General features: G+C 42.8%; 18 protein-coding genes. 14 read left to right on the top strand and 4 right to left on the bottom strand.

Features of this window, described 5'->3' with window-relative positions; translation table 11 throughout:
- Window positions 1-8: 8 nt before the first annotated feature.
- The 4 genes from alaS (at window position 9) to B5Y40_RS09465 (ending at window position 6,182) form a co-directional block, all read left to right on the top strand.
- A complete protein-coding gene (alaS, locus tag B5Y40_RS09450) occupies window positions 9-2,606 on the top strand; it encodes an alanine--tRNA ligase (protein WP_079686430.1) in 2,598 nt (865 codons plus the stop codon).
- A 122-nt stretch (window positions 2,607-2,728) separates the two neighbouring features.
- Complete coding sequence (gene gatB / locus B5Y40_RS09455) at window positions 2,729-4,186, top strand: Asp-tRNA(Asn)/Glu-tRNA(Gln) amidotransferase subunit GatB (RefSeq protein ID WP_079686431.1); 1,458 nt, start codon at window positions 2,729-2,731, stop codon at window positions 4,184-4,186.
- Window positions 4,183-5,397, top strand: coding sequence for a TlpA family protein disulfide reductase (locus tag B5Y40_RS09460; protein ID WP_079686432.1), 1,215 nt, complete (start codon window positions 4,183-4,185; stop codon window positions 5,395-5,397). Before gatB ends, B5Y40_RS09460 begins: the two co-directional genes overlap by 4 nt.
- Window positions 5,398-5,399: 2 nt before the next feature.
- Window positions 5,400-6,182 (top strand): DUF3298 and DUF4163 domain-containing protein, encoded by a 783-nt coding sequence (locus tag B5Y40_RS09465; RefSeq protein ID WP_079686433.1) that lies wholly within the window; start codon window positions 5,400-5,402, stop codon window positions 6,180-6,182.
- A 19-nt stretch (window positions 6,183-6,201) separates the two neighbouring features.
- Here B5Y40_RS09465 and B5Y40_RS09470 read toward each other — a convergent pair whose 3' ends face one another.
- From B5Y40_RS09470 to B5Y40_RS09485, 4 genes are all read right to left on the bottom strand, one after another.
- The gene (locus tag B5Y40_RS09470) at window positions 6,202-7,980 is read right to left on the bottom strand and encodes a TonB family protein (protein WP_079686434.1); all 1,779 of its coding nucleotides are present in this window, start codon (window positions 7,978-7,980) and stop codon (window positions 6,202-6,204) included.
- A 123-nt stretch (window positions 7,981-8,103) separates the two neighbouring features.
- Window positions 8,104-8,475 carry a BlaI/MecI/CopY family transcriptional regulator gene (locus B5Y40_RS09475; RefSeq protein WP_079686435.1) on the bottom strand — a complete coding sequence of 124 codons (372 nt, stop codon included), beginning with the start codon at window positions 8,473-8,475 and terminating at the stop codon, window positions 8,104-8,106.
- A gap of 93 nt (window positions 8,476-8,568) precedes the next feature.
- Entirely contained in the window at window positions 8,569-10,053 is a 1,485-nt protein-coding gene (locus B5Y40_RS09480; RefSeq protein WP_079686436.1) for an FG-GAP repeat domain-containing protein, read from the bottom strand.
- Window positions 10,054-10,070: 17 nt separating this feature from the next.
- The gene (locus tag B5Y40_RS09485) at window positions 10,071-10,733 is read right to left on the bottom strand and encodes a DUF4159 domain-containing protein (RefSeq protein ID WP_079686437.1); all 663 of its coding nucleotides are present in this window, start codon (window positions 10,731-10,733) and stop codon (window positions 10,071-10,073) included.
- Window positions 10,734-10,853: 120 nt separating this feature from the next.
- On the opposite strand from B5Y40_RS09485, the gene B5Y40_RS09490 reads away from it, so the two are divergent.
- From B5Y40_RS09490 to B5Y40_RS09535, 10 genes are all read left to right on the top strand, one after another.
- Window positions 10,854-11,726 (top strand): hypothetical protein, encoded by an 873-nt coding sequence (locus B5Y40_RS09490; RefSeq protein ID WP_079686438.1) that lies wholly within the window; start codon window positions 10,854-10,856, stop codon window positions 11,724-11,726.
- Between the two features lie 126 nt (window positions 11,727-11,852).
- A complete protein-coding gene (locus B5Y40_RS09495) occupies window positions 11,853-14,942 on the top strand; it encodes an ATP-binding cassette domain-containing protein (RefSeq protein WP_079686439.1) in 3,090 nt (1,029 codons plus the stop codon).
- Window positions 14,943-14,982: 40 nt separating this feature from the next.
- The gene (locus tag B5Y40_RS09500; protein WP_079686440.1) at window positions 14,983-15,426 is read left to right on the top strand and encodes a hypothetical protein; all 444 of its coding nucleotides are present in this window, start codon (window positions 14,983-14,985) and stop codon (window positions 15,424-15,426) included.
- Between the two features lie 167 nt (window positions 15,427-15,593).
- On the top strand, window positions 15,594-16,271 hold the full coding sequence (gene sdaAB, locus B5Y40_RS09505) for an L-serine ammonia-lyase, iron-sulfur-dependent subunit beta (protein ID WP_079686441.1): 678 nt from the start codon (window positions 15,594-15,596) through the stop codon (window positions 16,269-16,271).
- A gap of 3 nt (window positions 16,272-16,274) precedes the next feature.
- The gene (locus B5Y40_RS09510) at window positions 16,275-17,753 is read left to right on the top strand and encodes a TolC family protein (RefSeq protein ID WP_079686442.1); all 1,479 of its coding nucleotides are present in this window, start codon (window positions 16,275-16,277) and stop codon (window positions 17,751-17,753) included.
- A gap of 12 nt (window positions 17,754-17,765) precedes the next feature.
- On the top strand, window positions 17,766-19,139 hold the full coding sequence (locus tag B5Y40_RS09515; RefSeq protein WP_079686443.1) for an efflux RND transporter periplasmic adaptor subunit: 1,374 nt from the start codon (window positions 17,766-17,768) through the stop codon (window positions 19,137-19,139).
- 89 nt (window positions 19,140-19,228) lie between these two features.
- Complete coding sequence (locus tag B5Y40_RS09520) at window positions 19,229-19,765, top strand: inorganic diphosphatase (RefSeq protein ID WP_079686444.1); 537 nt, start codon at window positions 19,229-19,231, stop codon at window positions 19,763-19,765.
- A complete protein-coding gene (locus B5Y40_RS09525) occupies window positions 19,765-20,889 on the top strand; it encodes a glycosyltransferase family 4 protein (protein ID WP_079686445.1) in 1,125 nt (374 codons plus the stop codon). Before B5Y40_RS09520 ends, B5Y40_RS09525 begins: the two co-directional genes overlap by 1 nt.
- Before the next feature lie 51 nt (window positions 20,890-20,940).
- Window positions 20,941-21,810, top strand: coding sequence for a glycosyltransferase family 2 protein (locus B5Y40_RS09530; protein ID WP_079686446.1), 870 nt, complete (start codon window positions 20,941-20,943; stop codon window positions 21,808-21,810).
- A 21-nt stretch (window positions 21,811-21,831) separates the two neighbouring features.
- Window positions 21,832-22,806, top strand: coding sequence for a glycosyltransferase family 4 protein (locus B5Y40_RS09535; protein ID WP_079686447.1), 975 nt, complete (start codon window positions 21,832-21,834; stop codon window positions 22,804-22,806).
- The last annotated feature ends 5 nt before the right edge of the window (window positions 22,807-22,811 follow it).

The raw sequence follows: 22,811 nt of genomic DNA on the forward strand, positions 1-22,811 counted from the left end.
ATATGGTAATGGATTCGGGTTCGATCAGACGTAAATTTTTAGAGTTTTTTGAGAAAAAAGGCCACACGATCGTGCCTTCGGCTCCTTTGGTGCTGAAGAACGATCCTACGTTGCTCTTCACGAACTCAGGTATGGTACAGTTCAAAGATTACTTTTTAGGAAACGCCACACCGAAGTCGACACGGATAGCCGATACACAGAAATGTCTCCGCGTAAGCGGTAAACACAATGACCTGGAAGAAGTAGGGATCGATACCTATCATCATACCATGTTCGAAATGTTAGGCAACTGGTCTTTTGGAGATTACTTCAAGAAAGAAGCTATAGCATGGGCATGGGAATTATTGACGGAAGAGTATAAACTTCCAAAAGACAGACTATATGTAACCGTCTTCGAAGGCGATGCAAAAGAGAATCTCCCGTTCGATCAGGATGCCTATAATTTCTGGAAGGAACATATAGCAGAAGATCGTATCCTTCGCGGAAATAAGAAAGATAACTTTTGGGAGATGGGAGAGATGGGGCCATGTGGTCCTTGCTCAGAGATACATGTAGACCTTCGTTCAGAAGAAGAAGTAAAAAAGATACCGGGTAAAGATGTTGTGAACATGAGTCACCCGCAGGTGATTGAGATCTGGAATAACGTGTTCATGGAATTCAACCGCAAGGCGGATGGCTCTCTTGAAAAACTCCCGGCACAACACGTTGATACCGGTATGGGCTTCGAGCGTCTTTGCATGGCTATACAAAAGAAGACTTCGAATTATGATACGGATGTATTTACACCGTTGCTTGACTTCATTGGACAAGCTGCCGGTATAAAGTACAAAGCTGAAGAGAAGACAGATATAGCGATGCGTGTTATCGCCGATCACGTGCGTGCAGTTTCATTCGCTATAGCAGACGGGCAATTACCTTCTAATACAGGAGCGGGGTATGTAATCAGACGTATACTTCGCAGAGCGGTTCGCTATGGATTTACATTTTTAAACTTCAAAGAGCCATTCATCTATAAATTAGTACCGGTGCTAGGGAATCAGCTACGCGATGTATTTCCGGAGCTCGAGTCGCAGAAGGATTATGTTGGTAAAGTAATTTTCGAAGAAGAAGCATCTTTCCTTAGAACCCTGGAGAAAGGTTTGAAACGCATGGAAGGTTTATCATCCATTAGTGGTGAACAGGCTTTCGAATTATATGATACATATGGTTTCCCGCTGGATCTTACTTCATTGATTGCCCGTGAACGTGGATTCACGGTAGATGAAGAAGGCTTCAAGGTTGAAATGGAGAAGCAGAAGTCGCGCTCGAAAGCTGCTGCTGCCAAAGAAACCGGTGACTGGGTTTTGATAGGAGAAGATGTGAAGTCAGAATTTATAGGCTACGACTTCCTGGAGTCAGAAATAAAGATCATCAAGTATCGCAAGGTTAAGCAAAAGAATAAAGAGCAGTTTCAATTGGTATTTGATCGCACACCTTTTTATGCGGAGAGTGGCGGACAGGTTGGTGATACCGGATATATAGAGAGTGCCAACGAAAAGATATATATACTCGATACGAAGAAAGAAAATGAACTCATCGTTCATTCGGCAGATAAACTTCCGGAGAACCTGACGTCATCTTTCAACGCGATCGTTGATAAGCACAAGCGCCAGTTGAGTATGGACAATCACTCTGCAACGCACTTGCTGCACGCAGCGTTGCGTTCGGTATTGGGCAAGCATGTAGAACAAAAGGGTTCGCTTGTAAATGATAAAGTTCTTCGCTTCGACTTCTCGCATTTCGCAGCCATGACGCCTGCAGAAATTCAAAAAGTAGAAGACATCGTGAACGTAAAGATCCGTGAAGATATACATCTCGATGAAAAGCGAAATGTACCGATCGATCAGGCAAAAGCTCTTGGTGCGATGGCTCTCTTCGGAGAAAAATATGGTGACTTTGTCCGCGTGATTACATTCGATCCGAAGTTCTCGGTAGAACTTTGTGGAGGAACTCACGTGAAGTCAACCGGAAATATTGGTTTGTTTAAAATTGTATCCGAGAGTTCTGTGGCAGCTGGTGTTCGAAGAATAGAAGCGATCACGGCAGAGAACGCAGAGCAATTTGTACGCACGGAAATTGCATTGCTCGATGAAGTTCGCGCATTGTTAAAGAATCCGAAAGATCTGGTGGCATCACTGAAAAGTTTGTCGGAAGAAAAACACGCATTGGAGAAAAAGATCGAAGCCTTCAATCAGGAAAAAGCAAATCAGCTAAAAGATGAGCTTGCTCGTAAGGCATTGAAATCCAACGGATATAGTCTTATACTTGAAAAAGTTTCTGTTCCCAGTGCCGATGCATTGAAGAACGTTGCGTACGCTTTGCGCAATCAGTTTGACGACCTGTTGCTGATACTTGCTGCCGATGTTGATAGCAAGCCGCAAGTAGCCGTAATGATTGGAGAGAAACTTGCTTCAACCAACGCGTATCATGCCGGAAACATGGTGAAAGAACTGGCCAAGGAAATTGATGGTGGAGGCGGAGGCCAACCCTTCTTTGCTACCGCTGGTGGCAAGAACCTGAATGGATTAGATGCTGTTATAGAAAAAGCACGTAAATTGATCCAGTAAAATTGAAGTGGTTGAAGCGAATGGGATGATGATCCGCTATAGCGAGTCCATTCAAGCTTAACGAAGTATATATTAAGAGGAGTTAAACTAATTTGTCTGTAAGCCTAGCGCTTAGCAACTATATGAGTAAATCAAATCGTGATAAGTACACCTTGGTAATTGGTCTTGAAGTACACGCACAACTTCTTACCAAGAGTAAAATTTATAATACAGATTCTACTGAGTACGGAAGTTTACCAAATTCCAATGTAGGCGTGGTGACGCTCGCACATCCCGGCACACTTCCTAAACTGAACAAGAAGGTTGTAGAGTATGCGATCAAGATGGGTTTGGCGTGTCACTCAACGATATCACGTTTTAATATTTTCGATCGTAAGAATTACTTCTATCCCGATCTTCCAAAAGGATATCAAATCACGCAGGACAGAACTCCGATTTGCAAAACCGGTTATGTTACCATCAATACAAAAGAAGGTGAACGCGACATCCGGTTAAACCGAATTCATATTGAAGAAGATGCAGGCAAGTCAATGCACTTGGCGGCAGAAACGGATACACTAGTTGACTTCAACCGTGCAGGGGTACCGTTGATTGAAATTGTATCGGAACCCGATATGCGTACTTCTGATGAAGCGTATGCATTTCTTACTGAGGTCCGGAAGCTTGTGCGTTACCTTGAAATATGCGATGGTAACATGGAGGAAGGTTCACTGCGTTGTGATGCCAACATCTCGGTAATGTTGAAGGGTGCATCCGAGTATGGAAAGAAAGTAGAAGTAAAAAACATGAACTCGATCCGCAACGTGCAGCGGGCAATCGAGCATGAATTCGATCGTCAGATTGAATGTATAGAGAACGGTATACCTATAATTTCTGAAACCAGAACGTTTGATGCCGGTGATGGCAAGACGTACGGTATGCGTACAAAAGAAGAACTTAACGACTATAGATATTTTCCTGATCCGGATTTAAGTCCGATGCATGTATCGGATAAGTGGCTTGAGGAAATTAAATCTTCCATGCCATCTCTTCCGCGTGAACTATACCAGAAGTATATATCAGAATATCAACTGTCGGAATATGATGCACAGGTGTTGACAGATACGAAGGAAGTTGCGCTATATTTCGATGAAGTATGTAAGCTTACCAAAAACTATAAAGCTGCTTCGAACTGGGTAATGGGTCCGGTGAAATCATATCTGAATGAACTGACACTTTCTGCAGATGAATTTCCGCTGTCACCCAAGATCATTGTAGAGATCATCACATTGATCGATCAGGGCAAGATAAACTTTGCTACAGCTTCACAGCGTGTATTCCCGGAATTGTTAAAGAACCCCGGTAAATCTGCTTTGGAAGTAGCACAGCAACTCAACGTCATTCAGGATAGCAACCAGGATTCTATTCTTCCTATAGTAGAAGAAGTGATCAAGGAGTTTCCGTTGAAAGTGGAAGAGTATAGAAATGGTAAGAAGGGCATCATCAGTATGTTTATGGGTGAAGTGATGAAGCGCAGTAAAGGGAAAGCCGATCCTAAAGTAGCCACCCAATTATTAACCAAGAAATTAGAAGAAGTATGATGAGAGAAGCTATAAGCTTGAAGCGTAAAGCTCAAAGCAACAGTATATGGAACAAGTTCAGAGCTTTCAGCTTCATGCTTTTAGCTTTAGGTTTTTCATGTTCTTCAACCAGCCGTGAGGAAGCAAAAGAAGATGCTGCCGGAAATGCATGGACCGTAACGGTGAGCGGTAAGATCGGTCATCCTCAAACCGAAGGACAGATCACAATTCAGGAAATTAAAAATGGTACACTCGGATGGCAGGATACCATTAAGGTAAAGAGTAACTATACATATTCTAAAACTGTAAAGATCTCCGAGCCCGGATATTATAAGATCAACTTTTTTAATAAGCAGGTAGTTGATTTCATTTTATTCAAGAGTAACATTCAGATCAATGTAGATGGAAACGATCCGCGAGGATTTGTTGAAATTGTCGGTTCACCTGAAATTGATTTGATCAAGCAAGCGCAGAACATTATGCAGGAGGCTGAGCGTACACCGGCCGTGATCAAACTGGGTGAAGATTATACCAAAGCCGTACAAGCGCGTGATGAGGCGAAGGTTGCTGAGATCCAGGCTGCGTATCAAACGGAGCTTAAAAAATCACATGACAAGCTTGCTGAACTTCTGAAGAGCCAGCCGCTTTCCCTGGGGACGATTAATTTACTACAAAGCAATGCACTGGATCGCGATGCATATAGCCATGTATATATAGCCGTTGCCGATAAACTTAAAAAGGAATGGCCTGATTATGCCGTATCGAAAGAGTTTACAACGTCTGTTGACCGCATGAAGGTGCTGGCAATCGGGCAACCTGCTCCGGAAATTTCGTTACCGGATACAACGGGCAAAATCGTGAAGCTCTCGTCTATGAAAGGTAAATATGTATTGGTTGATTTCTGGGCAAAATGGTGCGGACCATGCCGTCAGGAAAATCCCACTGTTGTAAAGGCTTTTCACAAGTATAAAGATAAAGGCTTTACTGTATTTGGTGTTTCGCTGGATCGTTCCAAACAGGATTGGGTGAATGCGATCAAACAAGATGGCCTTGCCTGGACGCACGTATCCGATTTGAAGTACTGGCAATCTGAAGCTGCCAAAACCTATAACATCACCGGTATACCATTCTCATTGTTGCTTGATCCGAACGGTGTCATTATCGCGAAGAATCTTCGTGGCGGTGCATTGGACAGCAAGCTTGCTGAAATCTTTAACAAGAAAACAAACTAAGCATGCGCAACCATTTTTTTCTTGCAGTAGGCGTAGCGTTGTGTTTGGCTTCCTGCGGAAAAAAGGAAACGCAACAAGAAGAGAAGTCAGCGGGACCTTCGTATACATTTGAACTTCGTAACTTCAAACTGAATTCGGATAACTGCAAAGCTGACTCAGCTCACTGCGCTTCGTATGAAGTGAGCTATCCCGAATTTACAGGATTGGATTCTGCCGTTTCGAATAAGATCCGCTATAAAATTGATTCTGTTTTGTCAGCCGGTTATTCGGAAGGCCTTGTTCAGACCTTTGAGCAAAACGGGAAGCTTTTCATTGAGGAGTATCAAAATTTTATAAAGGAAGATCCCGAACCGATGGGTGGCGGATGGTACTATTCTGCGAATGTTAACGTTGAGCAGTCGCTTGATTCATTGCTCACACTTTCTATCTATACTGAAGATTTCGCAGGCGGAGCGCATCCTAATTCAGCGACTATATATCTGAACATAAATCCAAAGACTGGTGCACGTGTGTCACTGAATGACGTTCTGAAGCCCGGCTATACCAACGCATTAACACAATCGGCAGAGAGTATATTCAGAAAGAAAAGGGAACTTGCAGATACAGCTTCTCTTAAAAATAACGCCTTCGATTTTCCCGGTGACAAATTTCAGTTGAATAAGAACTATGGCTTTGTCAAAGACGGTATCGTGTTCTATTATAACAGTTATGAAGTAGGAGCGTATGCTGCAGGGCCTACCGAAGTCATCGTTCCCTATACAGAAATAAAAGACTGGCTGAAATAACCAGTCTTTTATTTATAGTTTAGTATGGAATCATTGCCGATTCGTATCCGATGAATGATATGGCGAGTTGTCCGCTTCCAGACTCGACTTCAATTTGAAATTCACCATTGGCATCTGTAGTAGTTCCTTTCGTTTGACCAACGATCAGTACATTTGTTCCCGGTAATGGATTGCCATTCTCGTCTCTGACTTTGCCGGTTACAATCCTCCCTGAATTCTTTTCAACTACAGACGCAGTAGCTACCTGGAGTTTTTTAAGCACAGCTGATATATCTCCGGAAGTGCTTACCTCGCTATCAAGATCGAAGTTGATTGGCAATACGAATTGTTGTCGTACCGGTAAACCGTTTTGTTGCCCCGGATTCCATTTTGGTAAAGCCTGCACCACGGCGAGTGCTGCTGCGTCCAGTCGCGGGTCAACACCTTTCTTCACTAACAGATCCGATAAAGATCCATCCTTGTTGACTACAAACTGAATAAACACTTTTCCTTCTATACCTTGCTGCCTTGCTTCCGCAGGGTATACAAGATGTTCCTGGATGAATTCTCCGATCGCTTTTGGTCCGCCATCAAATGTAGCAGACTGCTCTACGATCATAAATACTTCACCTTCTTTTGAAGCCTCTGCAACTTTTTGAGCGGCCTCGTTATACTCGATAATGATGAAGGATCGAACAGCACCTTTTTTATCCGTGATGTTTTTCATCACATCCATGGAAGTTATATAGTTTGGGTTTAAATCTGCTGTTTTCCTTTTCAGATCTTCCGCTTTACTCATAGAATTTTCATCGGGCTCTATTACGATAAACTTCTTATCGGGATTTGCCCTCTTCATTTCATCAAGTCTCTGTTGAACTTGTTCGGGGAGGTCCAGCACCATCGTGGAGTTCTTCGCTATATCGGTAGCTTCGTTCATCACCTGATCCTGGCAGGAGATCACAAAGAAGAACGCGGGAAGTATAGCAGCGATAGCCGCTATCTTCCATATTTTTATTTTCGATTTAATAGTTCGCATCATTTCAATTCGTTTTACGGTTAAAGAATTACTAAAGTGATTGGCGAGTGTAAAGTCGGCCGACAGTAAAGCAACCTTCGCCAGGAGGCTGCAGTAAACATTCATATCCCGGTTTGCAACAGCGCGCGCATCTGCTTCAAACTCGTGGAGTTGAACGAATATCTTTTTATATATCCTTACGCAAGGGTTAAACCAGAAGAATATACTTAGCAGGTTTACCAGGAGAATATCGATGGAATGAAGTTGTTCGGCATGAACGCGTTCATGCTCTATGATCTGCTGTTTTTCCTGTAGCGAAAGCTGACCAACTTGCCCTATGAAAATAAACCGGAAGAACGAAAAAGCAGATCTGTTTTCGGGTGATTCAATAATCAGAAATCGCTCATACCAATAAGCAGAAGCCTTATAGAGCATGATAAGCAATCTGCTGAGTTGCAGAAGGAACAATGTCAGGAATACGATAACACCTATGTTATAGAGTATATTTACCACAAACCAGATGTCGTAATGCGGAGCTGCTTCTTTTGCAACCGCCGTTCCATTGGCAGTGATGGTTACTTCCGGTAGCCAATTCGCAGGAACTACATTGCCCAGAGACGGCACTATATTTTCGGTTGTGTTGAAGTGAAATAAAGGAAGTGTTATAGAGGCAATGATGGCCAGCAGCAGATATCCCCGCTTCAGGCTGAACTGTGTTTCGTTCTTCAGCAGCACACTATAGAGTACCAGGAAAAGGCATAATCCTATATTGGCTTCGAGCAGATAATTCAAATATGCATTCATATTGTAAAAATTTTATTTCGACTTCGTATCAATTACCAATGGGTATAGATATACCGGTTGCACCCGTGTCACTGCCGGTTACAATTACTTTATATATTATTATACTATATATACAGCTTCGCCTTACGGCTTCTGATTCTTGATCTCGTTTAATAACTTTTCCAGGTCAGTAGCGTCCATCTTATTCTCTTTGGCAAAGAATGAAACCAGGTTTTGAAACGAACCATTGAAGTACCCTTTGATCATGTTGTTCAAATAGAACTTTGTATACTTCTCTTTTGTGATAGTAGGGAAGTATTCATGCGTTTTTCCATACGCTTTATGATCAACAAATCCTTTCGTTTCAAGAATGCGCACGATGGTGGATACTGTATTATACGCAGGTTTCGGATTGGGCATTTCTTCGACTATATCTTTTACAAATGCCTTTTCAAGTTTCCACAATATCTGCATCACCTGATCCTCAGCTTTGGTCAGTTCCTTTAAATCTTTCATGGACTATCTATTTAGGTATAAAACTAAATTATTAGTTAATAAGAAACAAGCGTGTATGACTAAATTTTTAGTTGATAGAAAAACGGCTTTGCGTTAATAAAGCTTATTCTTTAGGATAAGGATGGAGGTTTGTTGATCTCTCCATTGTTGCAACAGTGGTTGAGGAACACCGGATTCAAAATTCAAAGCTCCCAACAGCAGATCAACATCCTGGTCATGGTCTATATCTGCAGCCTCCATTGTAATCCAGCGAGCAGCGGTAGCAAGGGGTGAGGTCTGTGTTGTAAATCCTTTGCCTGTATTTTCGAAATAGAAGAAACTGTTTTTCGGTTGACGTATAAAATCCGGGAAGAAAGAAATGGCTCCTATATCTATATCACCATCCTGATCGAAGTCAGCGGCACGTACCTGTGAAGCGCCATGCATGGGGTGAAACCACGACTCGGTAAAATGATTCTTACCATCGTTCAGGAAAATGCGTATACCATGGTAGGGCTTGAGTATAATAGAATAGTCTGCATTGTCACCGTTGGTATAGAGTATATCAAGCTTATGATCGTTGTTAAAATCAATCAACTCAAAATAACTGCTGCCATACATCGGAGGGAAGTGTAACAATATATTTACCCTGAAATCAAAATTCCCTTGATTAAGCAACATCACGATCTTTTCATCGCCCTGCGTCATTAATGCAGCCACATCGGGAAGACCATTGTTATCAAAGTCATGCACGATGGTATTTCGCGAGCCCGGCACGCCCATAATCACATGCTTTTTATAGGAGTCATTTCCCAGGTTCTCATATACCTGTAAGGCACCGGTATAATTCCCGAAGGCGCACACTATATAATCTGGTAAGCCATCACTGTTCAGATCAGTCTTTTGGAAATGTACGGGCCGTTGTAAAGATTTGATGAGAGGTTTATGCGGATCCTTCAGGTCAACGATTTTGCCTAAAGCCTGGTCATTCGGATCCATGATTCCCATCAACGATACTATAGATTGCTCTTTGTCGATTGTCATGTGGGAGGGAGGACTCTCCAGTTGAAGAGAATCTTTCAATACAAACGAATCTGAAAATGTATAGAGTTTACCGAAGCGATTTCCGATGTATACCTGGTTATGGATTGTATCAGCTTTAATAAGCGTAACCAGCGGTATAGTTTTTACCGGTAATTTAAAAGGTGTAATCTCAAATTGAGTGATCGGTTGTGTCGCTGGAGGAGGAAGTTGCTGCAACGAATCGGGCGCATGCTTCAGGTAATAATTTTTAATCGACTCAAAGTCTTCTTCCGATAACATGGGGCGGGCGGGCAATGTCTGTATAACAACCTCACGATCGGCATCCGACATTTGCATGAGCATCGACATATTTTCAAAGCCCATCCGAAAAGCCATCTGAGGCAAAACCTTTTCAGTCCACGTTCTTTTGTCGAGTAATGCTGGTTCCGGAAATGTATGGCAACTGCCGCAGTATTGTCTGGCGAGTCTTTCTTCTTTACTGGCTTGTGTTTCGCAGCCTGTGTTGTAGAGTATAATGCTGCACGCCATGAGAACAGGAAGAATATAGTGCCGCATCCGTATATATACTTATACTATAGAGAGCTTGTAAAACAGTACGCTATAATATTGGCCCCCATGCGTAACGCCTGTTGCCGTTTTTCTTCAGGGTCATTGTGAATACGCTTGTCTTCCCATCCATTGCCAAGATCACACTCATACGAATAGTATACCACCAGGCGGCCCTGGTATACGATTCCAAAACCTTGTGCAGGCTTGCCATCGTGCTCGTGTACTTTAGGAAGTCCTTTTGGAAAATTAAACTTCTGGTGATATATAGGGTGATCAAAAGGAAGCTCAACCAGTTCAAGCTCCGGAAAAACTTTCTTCAACTCTATACGAATAAATTTATCCAGTCCGTAATTATCATCGATGTGTAAAAAGCCACCACCTGTTAAATACTTTCGCAGGTTGCTGGCATCAGCATCTGAAAATACAACATTGCCATGGCCGGTCATATATATATAGGGATACAGAAATATATCTCGGCTCCCGGTTTCAACAATGTCTTCTTCCGGTGCCAGCGCCATGTTCATTTCACGATTACAGAACTCAATGAGGTTCGGCAATGCTGTTTTATTCGCATACCAGTCGCCACCGCCCTGATACTTAAGCTTTGCTATCTTCACTGGAATTTGCGCAACACCCGTATTGGACACGTATAAAAGGCACAGAAGCACTATAAATCTTACTCGCATGATTATCAAACCCTGTTTATCATTCCTGAAAGTCCAAAAATAATTTCTTTTAAAGGTTAAACCTTCAAACCGAATCACAATCTAAACCGAAAACACGACAGAATTCAACTATTTATGAAAATGAAAAACCTATTCACCCGAATTTCTTCTTCAGGCTTGATCGCAGCAATTGTACTGATGACTTCCTGCCAGGATGAGGATAAACGTTTAACGGTTCAGGATACTCAGGATATTTCTGAGGAAGCATTGACGGATTCCTACTACCAGGATATCGATGATATGGGAAGTGTTGCCATTGGAACGCCAAGCGACAGCGAATTCAGTGGTGGCAGAAAAGCTTCTACCATCACCATAAACGATGATCGCTTTGATTGTAATGGTGTTGTTGTAACGGTTGAACTCGATGGTGCTTCAACGGTAGATATTCCGAAAGGAAAAATTACCGTTGACTTTGGAACGTTGGGATGTGCCGATGCGAAAGGAAATGTGCGTAAAGGAAAACTCATCTTCTCGTATTATAAGAGACGTTTTCAACCCGGATCTTCGATCGTGACAACAACGGAAAATTACTATATCAATGGAATCAAGCTTGAAGGCGTTCGTACGTCTACCAACATCACGGGTAGTACAGAAGAAGCGCCTAAATTTCAGGTATCGCTCACTGGTGGCAAGGCAACTTTTGCAGACGCAACGGTGGCTACCCGCCAATCCGATATCACTTGGTCGTGGATCAAAGGCACAACACGCGCACTTGATCAATTGGTGATCGATAAAGTTAGTACTGCTTCCGGTACAACCCGTGGAGGCAGAACGTATGCCGTTTCATTGCAGGAAGATCTTGTCTATAACCGCACGTGCTTCTTCGCAGTAAGCGGCATTAAGAAGTATATTATAGATGGCAGCAAAGAAATTGTAATAAACTATACAGCTGGCGATTGCAAAACAATTTCGGTAACCGTAAATGGAATTACCCGTAGCTTGACTGTGAATTAAAGCTTAAGACTATAGCAAAGAGCCGTCTCGCGAAAGTGAGACGGCTCTTTTGTTTTTGTACTATACGCAAACGGTGCGCATTTTTATCTTTTTAATTACTATTTTGGACGCACCTAGACCGAATCTATGAGTGAAGAACTGCTCAAGGCTATCATACAACTTTTTGCCATCGTTGCCCGCGAGCGTATCACGGAGCATGAGCGCACGAAGATCAAAGAGTTTCTTAGCCTTCATCTTAATCGTGAAGCCACTAACTATTACCTTAAATTATTTGATGAGTTTTGTCAGACACACCAGATCAACACGCGACAGGAGCTTAGCGCGCTGGATGAGGATACCCAGCAGTTTGTAGACGACTGGGCGAAGATCATGCAGATCGTGAAGCAGGTAAACCAGGCACTCACGATGCAGCAGAAGATGGTGTTGATCATCAAGATCATTGAACTTCTTTTTGTTGATAATGATATTTCTGATCGACAAGGCAACCTCATTTTTTATATAGGACAGGCGCTAAAGATTCCGCAGTACGATGTGCACGCGCTGCAACAATTTGTTACAGGCCAGGATATAGACGAACTGGAATCCAAACATGTACTCATCATTGATGAAGGTTCTGGAGAATATGAAGGGCCACGCATCATCGAGAAAGATCTCACCGGTCTTATCGCCGTGCTGCGATTATCAGATACAGAAACATATTTCATAAAGTATCTCGGCATTACAACGGTATACCTCAACAGTATTCTGTTGAAAAGCCGGAAGATCGATGTGTTCCCTACGGGGAGTACCATTCGTGGAGACAAAGTCGGCCCTATATATTATAGCGATGTCATTGGAAAGTTCTTAACCAAAGAACATCAAACTACCCTTACGTTCACAGCCGATCACCTCTTTTATCATTTCAAAACCGGGAGAGCAGGTATTCAGAATCTGAATATTGCTGAGACAGGAGGGAAGCTCATCGGGTTAATGGGCGCGAGTGGTTCAGGTAAATCTACCTTGCTCAATGTATTGAATGGCACCGAGAAGCCTTCGAGTGGACGCGTGCTGATCAACGGCATTAACATCCATGAAAATCCGAATAAGGTTAATGGCATCATTGGCTATGTTCCGCAAGATGATTTGCTGATTGAAGACCTGAGTGTATTTGATAATCTATACTATGCGGCCAAGTTATGCTTTGGTCACTATGAAGAAAGGCAGCTGATCGAATTGGTCATGCGCTCACTCATGAACCTGGGACTTACTGAGATCCGCCATTTGAAGGTAGGCACTCCGTTGAATAAGACTATCAGTGGCGGACAGCGCAAGCGACTAAATATAGCGTTGGAACTTCTGCGGGAACCAACCATTTTATTTGTCGATGAACCAACTTCAGGTTTGTCTTCAAGAGATTCGGAAAACATCATGGACTTGCTGAAGGAATTGGCCTTGCGCGGGAAAATGGTGTTCGTGGTAATCCATCAACCTTCCTCCGATATCTTTAAGATGTTTGACACGCTGATCATCCTCGATGTAGGGGGATTCCAGATATACTATGGTAATCCTGTTGAAGCAGTTATATACTTTCGTGACATCATGCACGCTGCAAACAAAACGCAGGGTGCCTGTCCGGAGTGTGGAAATATAAATCCCGAGCAGATCTTCAGCATCATTGAAACCAAAGTTGTAAATGAATACGGAAGGTTAACGAATACGCGCAAAGTTTCTCCGGGACAATGGTATCAGTTCTTCAAGCAACGCATCAAGATACCACGCGTCACGCACGTACAGGAAAAACTTCCCGTTGTTCAGGAGATACCCAATTGGTTTAATCAGCTGAAAGTATTTATCACCCGCGATGTACTGGCCAAGTCCGCCAATCAGCAATACCTGCTGATCAACCTGCTGGAAGCTCCGTTGCTGGCATTCTTCATCGCGTTTATGGTGAAGTACTACAACGTGCTTGATGGCGAACCGAAATATACTTTCTATAACAATCACAACATTCCAGTATACTTCTTTATGAGTGTAGTGGTAGCGTTGTTTTTTGGATTGACGATGAGCGCTGAAGAAATTTTCCGTGACCGGAAGATTCTGAAGCGAGAGCAATTCCTTCACTTGAGCAGAAGCAGTTACCTGGTATCCAAAGTAAGTGTGATGTTTGCGATCTCTGCTTTTCAGACGTTGTTGTTTACCATGATCGGCAATGCTATACTGGGCATTCCGCTTACCGAGTTACGATACTGGGTAATTTTATTCAGCTGTTCGTGCTTTGCAAACATGCTGGGGCTTAACATTTCAGCATCGTTCAATTCAGCCGTAACGATCTATATATTGATCCCGGTGCTGCTCATTCCGCAGTTGTTGCTAAGTGGTGTGGTAATCAGTTTTGATAAGTTTAATCCCAATGTAGGCAAGCCCATTGGTATACCTATAGCGGGTGAAGTGATGGCTTCCCGGTGGGCGTTTGAAGCCTACATGGTAACGCAATTCAAGGACAATCCTTTTGAAAGACAATTTTATGAATTTGATAAAGTAGCTGCTGTCTCCGACTATAAACGGGTATACTATATACCGGCACTGGAATCAAAACTGGCGTACTGTTTAAATAACCGCTCACAGTGGCGCAACCGGAATAGCATGGAGATGAACAATGCTTTCACTGTACTGCAGAATGAAATTCATAACGAGTTAGTGGTGGTAGGCAAAGATCAATTACCGGAAGTAGACAGGCTTGCTGTTGGTAAATTTGATTCTACGGTATTTGTGAAAACCATGAATTTCCTTTCTGCGTTAAAACGCTTCTATGCCGTGAAGGCTGAGAATGCAATGAAAGAAAAAGAGCGGATCGTAGCCACGCTTACAGCAACACCCGAAAGGACTGCTGAGTTTGAAGCGATGAAACTCATGTATGTGAACAAGGCTGTAACCGATGCTGTGAAAAATATTTCAACAGCAGATCGCATCATCGAATATGACGGACGACTTGTTCAAAAGATATATCCTATATATCAGGATGATCATTATCCGCGTAACGTACTCGACTTCTCGGCCAACCTGCATCAGCCTACCAAGTTGTTCTTCGGCATCGCGATCGACACTTTGTTGTTTAATATAGCGGTGATCTGGAGCATGACGATCGTGTTGTTCATAACCTTATACTTTGATGCATTGAAGCGTCTGATCCGAATGCTGGAGAACAAACACAAATACAAGAGAAAAGAAAGATCCTAATTCGATGAGTTTTATATTTTTGTCATCAAACTATATCCATATGAAATTAAAATACATAATGTTTCTCATGCTTGTCGCAGGTGTATTTGCGGCTTGTTCCGGAAAGAAAGAAACTTCAGACGATCATGAACATGCGCACGACACAGCAAAAGAAGAATGGAAAGAGATGGATGATTTTCATATGCTGATGGCCGAAGCGTTTCATCCGTATAAAGACAGTTCAAACCTTGAACCTGCAAAGGCCAAGGCACCCGAGTTAGCATCAGCAGCAGAGAAGTGGGCAAGTGCTTCGCTTCCGGAAAAAGTAAACAATGACGAAGTAAAAAATAAACTACAGGAATTAAAGACTGGTACTGCTGCTTTCGCGGAAACAGTAAAAGCTGGTGACGACAAGGTAATCGGAGAGGAGCTCACCAAGCTTCACGATCAATTCCATGCTATACAGGAAGCCTGGTATGGTGGCCATGGAGAACATCATCATTAAGATGATCGGTCAATAATGGTGGAAGGCCAGCTCTTATGAGGGCTGGCTTTTACATTTTTATAAAACGACAATGTTCTTTTACCGTTGGACAGTCGATTTTAAATTGTATGTGAAATTTTTGTAACGCTGATATACTTTTTGCGACATATTGCGTATTCTAACCCAGTATGCCAGAGAAAAGCAGTGTTTTTGATATGATAGGTCCCGTGATGATCGGCCCGTCCAGTTCTCATACAGCAGGCGTGGTGCGCATTGCCCGGGCTGCTTTTAAACTGTTGGGAGGAAGGCCGGACGAAGCCGAGATAACGTTTTACAATTCTTTTGCGCGTACCTACGAAGGCCATGGAAGCGACCGCGCAATTATAGCGGGACTGCTTGACTTTAAAACCGATGACAAGAGAATAAAGGAGTCGCTGGATATAGCAAAGGCAGAAGGACTTCACTATAAATTCAAGTCTGTAGGCAATGCATCGACCATGCATCCAAACACCATCAAGTTAAATTTAAAACGTGGTGAAGATACTATAGAAGTTGTGGGCGAGAGCCGTGGTGGCGGACTGATAAACATCGCGGAGGTGAATGGTTTTAAAGCCGACTTCGGGGCAAACCTTCACACGATCATTATTACAGCAGAAGACGTAAAAGGAAGTATAGCATTTATTGCAGATGTACTGGCACACGATGATTGCAATATAGCAACCATGTCGGTATCCCGTAAAGGCAAGAATGATGTAGCCTGCCTGGTAATTGAAATGGACTCGGGTATAAAGCCTGTAACATTATCATACTTACGGAGTCTTAGCTGGGTTAAACAAGTAATTTATATACCGGATATAGATCGTTGATACATGAAAAGAGTAATTACAGGATTTTTTATTTTACTGGCAGGATATAGCGTCTGCCAGGCACAGATCGATACGCTAAAGCAGCAGGCGCAAACGCCACCTGCTGCAGAGAAGTGGTCGTTGCAAAAGTGTATAGAGTATGCACTTGCCAACAACCTCAACGTACAACGGACTGCCTATGATGTGGAGAGCAGTGAAGTCGATTTGCGACAAGCTCACTTTTCACGGTTGCCAAGTGTTAATGGAAATGCATCCTATGGCTATAGCTGGGGGCGTGGTCTTGATCCGGTAAGTAACAGCTTCGTGTCACAGGAGATCAAATCATCCAACCTTTCCGCGAATGCTTCTTTACCATTGTTTAATGGCATGCGCATTCATAATACGGTGAAGCAAAATCAACGATTTGTTGCTGCTACCGAACAAGATCTCGCCAAAGCGAAGAACGATCTCATTCTGAATGTAGCGAACTTATTCATCAATGTAGTGTTCAATAAGGAACTTGTTGAAAATGCAAAGTTCCAACTTGCATCCAGTCAGCAACAACTTGAACGCACACGCAAGCAAGTAGCGGCAGGTTCACTGCCACGCTCAGAGGAGTTGAACCTGGATGCGCAGGCAGCGGGCAACGAAGTGACGTTGGTACAGCAAGAGAATGCACTTGCCTTATCAATCCTTCAACTGAAGCAAGCATTGCAAATTCCTGCTTCACAAGGTTTGGATGTAGAGATACCAGGACTGGACCCTGAAGAACTTGTGATCGATCAGACGCGCGATGAAATTTATGATATCGCCCGTCAGACTATGCCGGAAATTAAAAGTGCAGAGTATAGAATTCAGAGTTCATACTATGCAGTGAAATCATCACGCGGAAGTTTATATCCACGCTTAAGTTTAGTAGCAGGTTTGAATACGAACTACTCGAGTACGCAAGAATCACAATTCTATGCTGACCCAAATGGAGGATTTTCATTTTCGCAAAGTCCGGTAGCATATTTAAATCAGGATTTGAATTCACCGGTATATACAGTTAGTCCCAATGGTACCTATAGAGATACCTACGGCTTTGGCTCGCAGGTAAAAGACAATATATACCGTACCCTCGGACTTCAACTCATCATTCCTATATTTAATAACTTCAGTGCCAGGGCTACCGTGCAGCGCACAGTAATTCAAAATCAACAAGCGAAGATCGATGCACAACTCACTGACCAGACGCTGCGTCAAAATGTAGAGACTGCGTATAACGATGCTGTTGCAGCAGCGAAGACGTATAACTCATCTTTAAGACAGGTGAATGCCCGCGAGGAAGCTTTCCGCATGATGGAGCAACGTTACGGTGCAGGATCAGCAAACTCATTTGAGTTTCAGGTTTCGCAAAATGATTTGTTTCGTGCAAAGACTGACCTGAGTCGTGCTAAATATGATTTCATCTTCAAGAAAAAAGTTCTCGATTTTTATCAAGGTAAACCCCTGGAGTATTAATATATCACCGCAATGGCAAAACAAAAACAAAAATCAAACAAACTGATTTACTGGCTTATCGGAGCCGTAGCATTACTGTTAGTCCTGGCCGTTATAGGAAGTCAGGCAGGCTGGATCGGCAAGCCTAAAGAAATGGAGGTAGAGCTCGCGAAAGCAAAGCGCGTATTGATTACTGAAAAGGTAAGTGCTTCCGGCACAGTGCAACCTGTTACCGAAGTAAAAATAGCGCCAGAGGTTTCAGGCGAGATCATTGACTTGCTCATTGAAGAAGGTGATTCTGTGAAGAAGGGACAGCGGCTTGTAAGGATTCGTCCGGATACATGGCAGAGTCAGCTTGATCGCGCGCAAGCGGGATTAAGTCAGCAGCGTGCAAACCTGGAGCAATCCAATGCAAGCTTATCAAGATCACGTGCACAGTTTATTCGTGCAGAGAGTGAATATAAACGCCAGGAAAAACTTTGGAAAGAAAAAGTGATCTCTGAAGCAGACTGGCAACTCGCGCAGCAAAATTATGAAGTAGCCAAAAACGATGTTACTTCGGCGGAGCAATCTGTAGAGGCTGCGCGCTACGTAATACGAAGCACACAGGCATCGTTGAAAGAAGCTGAAGAAAACTTTCGCAAGACTACCGTTGATGCGCCTATGACCGGTGTTGTATCGAAGCTTATTGTGAAGAAAGGTGAACGTGTAGTAGGAACTGCAACGATGGCCGGTACAGAAATGCTGCGCATCGCTGATCTGAATACTATGGAAGTACGTGTGGATGTAAATGAAAATGATATAGTACGTGTACATCTTGGTGATACTGCGATCATTGATGTAGATGCATACTCAACACAAGGAAAAGAATTCAAAGGTATCGTTACGTTGATTGCCAACACAGCGAAAGACAAGGCATCAGCGGATGCGATCACTGAATTTGAAGTACGCATTTTGATCTTGAGTTCGTCATACCAGGATCTGGTGGCTGCAGGTAAAAAATATCCGTTTCTTCCAGGTATGACTGCCAGTGTTGACATCCTGACCAACCGGAAAACAAACGCACTCTCTGTGCCATTGTCGGCTGTAACAACCCGTAATCCTGAAGATGCTAAATCAGACAAGGAAAATAAAGGAGACTCGGATTCGAAAAAGCAACAAGGAGAAGTTAAACCGGCACCTAAAAAGGAAAACAAAACAGTTGTTTTTGTAAACGATAAAGGCACGGCGAAGATGGTTGAAGTAAAAACAGGCATGAGTGACTTCGATAATATTGAAATTCTTTCCGGCATCAGTGACAGCACTGAAATTATCACAGGCCCTTTTCTGGCCGTATCCAAACGTTTGAAAGATGGAGATAAGGTGAGAGCGATGGAAAAGAAGGACGCTGATAAAAAAGAAAAGTAGTAAAAGCTATATAGCAAATGAAAAGCCCTTGACTCAAGTCGGGGCTTTTTTGTTTAATATTGCGCCCAAAATAAAATTTATAAACGAATATGATAAAGCATCCGTGGCATGAAGTAGCTACCGGTTTAAACCCTCCGGAACAGATCAATGCAATTATTGAAATTCCAAAAGGCTCTCGTGCGAAGTATGAAATTGACAAGGACAGTGGTTTGATTAAACTGGATCGTGTAATCTACGCTTCCATGTATTACCCATTGAACTATGGATTTATTCCGCAGACATTAGGTGAAGATCATGATCCGTTGGATATAGTTGTATTGACCCAGGTTGCTGTAGTACCAGGATGCTTGATTCCTTCTAAAGTAATCGGTGTAATGCAAATGATTGACCGTGGTGAAGCTGATGATAAGATCATCGCTGTTGCGGAGGAAGATCCTAGCGTAAGCCATATCTCTGATGTTAAAGATTTACCGGATTACTTGCTCGCAGAATTGAAGCACTTCTTCGAGAACTATAAATCACTCGAAAACAAAAAGGTAATTGTAGATGAATTTCTTTCGAAGCCAAAAGCGGAGGAGATCATCAAAGCCAGCATTGAACGCTATCACAAAGAGTTTAAAAAATAATGCAGGTTGGTTTCGAAGCCAAACGACTCTTCACCAACTTTACCGGCCTCGGTAATTACTCACGTTTTGTGGTAAATGCCTTGAGTGAATTCGCTCCGGAGAATATATATACATTATACTCTCCCAAGATCAAATCACACCCGGAGGTAGATCCTATTCTGGCACGAACCAATATAAAAGCCATCGGACCAACCGGTGGCTTTACGTTCTTTAAAGGGTTGTGGCGATCATGGGGTGTAAGCCTATCACCAAGCATACAAAGTCTCAATATCTTTCACGGGCTAAGCCAGGAACTGCCATCAGGCTTGCCAAAGCATATCCGGAAAATAGTTACCGTACACGACCTGATCTATATCCGTTATCCCAAGTTCTATAATCCGATCGATGTAGCCATCTATACTGCCAAGGTGAAATCAGCATGCCGCATCGCAGACAAAGTAATCGCGATTAGTCAACAGACAGCCGATGATCTCATCGAGTTCATTAAAGTAGATCCGGCCAAGATCGAAGTTGTTTACCAGGGAAGTCACCCTATTTTTAAAACGAAGGCATCAACACAGGAAAAAGCAATTGTAAAAGCCAAGTATAATCTGCCCGACGAGTATATTCTGAATGTTGGCACCATTGAAGAACGAAAGAATGTCAAACGCCTGGTAGAGGCATTGGCATTGTTGCCCGAGAGTATACGGATTCCCGTAGTTATAGTAGGACGAGCCACTGACTATTTGAAAGAAGTTATAGCCTGTGCCCAGGAAAGAAAGGTGATAGATAAAATTATACTTATACACCAGGCATCTTTTCAAGACCTTCCTGCACTGTATCAAATGGCTACTGTATTTGTATACCCATCCTTGTTCGAAGGTTTTGGAATACCGTTGCTGGAGGCGATCGAATCAGGAGTACCCGTTATAACGTCTCAAGGATCTTGCTTTCATGAAGCTGCAGGCCCGGATGCGATTTATGTTGATCCGAATAACGCTGAATCATTGGGAGCAGCATTGAACAATGTTTTAACCGACAGCGCACTTGCCGAAAGAGTTATCAGTACATCCACCAAGTATATTAAGCGGTTTGAGCCACAGGTAATCGCTTCAGACCTTATTCGTGTTTATAAGAACGCGTAGTACAGAGGTCGGCTTCTTTCGATTATTGAAATACTTCCCTTATTTTGCAAGATGACGTCAGAGAATTTTTATTTTTCCATAGTAATTCCCACCTGGAATAATCAGCCTTATCTGGAATTGTGCATTAATAGCATTCGCAAGAATTCACATTTCAAAAACCAGATCATAATTTTTGTAAACGAAGGCAAAGATGGAACAGCGGACTGGTTAAGAACACAACCGGATATAGATTTCCTTCACTCTTCTAAAAACGAAGGTATATGCGTGGCAATGAATTCATGCCGGGCGTTGATCAAGTCTGAGTATATGGTATACATGAACGATGATATGTACGTATGTCCGAACTGGGACCTTGAGTTGTATACTGAAATACAGAAGATTGGTCATGATAACTTTATGTTATCAGCAACGCTTATAGAGCCATACGCAACAACGAATCCGAGTGTAGTGTCGATTGTTCAGCATTTTGGTGATAGCTTGGAAACCTTTAAAGAGAAAGAGTTACTGGCAACCTATAAATCTGTAGTAAAGAAGGACTGGTATGGTGCATCGTGGCCTCCCAGTGTAGTGAGTACACGGGTGTGGGATGTAGTCGGTGGATATAGTATAGAATTTTCACCGGGGATGTACTCGGATCCAGACTTCTCAATGAAGTTGTGGAAGTATGGCATTCGGATCTTTAAAGGCATAGGGAACAGCCGTGTATATCATTTTCAGTCTAAATCCACAAAGAGACTTAAGAAGAATAAAGGAAGCGATACGTTTCTTATAAAATGGGGAATAACAGCGCGTGTGTTTTATGCATACTATCTGCGCATGGGGCGTGACTTTGATCCGGAAACTACTTCAGAAACACCGATCCCTTCCATGATTCAATTACGAAGTAAGTTGAAGCGGGCATTCAAAGTGTTGTTATCCTGATACTGTATAAATATTCGACACATGAAGTTTGCAGCGATCCTTCCACATACCAAACTATACGGTGGAGTAAAACGTTTTTTTGAACTTGGTGATATTTTTCAAAAGAAGGGATATACTTTTATCGTATTTACCCCCGATGGAATTGCGCCTACATGGTACACGGGCGGAGTTCAAACGGTAAAACTGGAAGAGCTCCCCACATTTACATTGGAAGCTATATTCATCACGGAAACTCAATACCTTCCGGAGATTGAACGGGCCAATGCCAAACGGAAGATACTATATTTCGTAAGACCGTCTGACAACCTTCGGATACTGAGGAAATATCCAACAGTAGAAGTCTTTGCAAACTCTACAAACGCTTATGAAACGGTTAAGTCCAAATATAGGATCGAAGCCTTTAAAGCTTTTGGCGGAATAAATACCAATACTTTTCAGCCTAAGGTTATAGTAAAGAAAGGTACTGACGAGCCTTTTGTGATCATGACGTATGGGCGTCTGGTTGAAAAGAAGAAGGGTACACGCCTTGTAGTAAAAGCATGTGAGAAGCTATACAAGGCAGGCTATAATATAAAACTACTATTGTTCGACACGCCTGTTAATGAGAAGGCACAGGCCGCTATTGATGAGTTCACGACCAACGTACCTTTTGAGTTCGTTGTTAATCATCCCGTCAATAAGAATCAGGAGTTATTCCATCGTGCCGATATATATGTATCCGCAGAAAAGAAAGCGGGGCACTCAAACACAACGGCCGAGGCAATGGCGTGCGGCATTCCCGTTGTAGGTACTGAATCAGGCACCCGCGACTTCCTGATTCATTCCGTAACCGGCATTGTTGTATCGCGTTGGTCGTGGAGGATTGCATCTGCGCTTCGTTTGCTGATGCAGGATTTTGAGTTACGGGAAACACTGGCGAAGAACGGCAGAAAGAAAATCGAAGAATTTAGTTGGGATGCTTTGGCAGAACGTATTTTAAAACATCTAGGACATTAACACTC

The sequence above is a fragment of the Ohtaekwangia koreensis genome (assembly GCF_900167975.1).
GTDB classification, from domain to species: domain Bacteria; phylum Bacteroidota; class Bacteroidia; order Cytophagales; family Cyclobacteriaceae; genus Ohtaekwangia; species Ohtaekwangia koreensis.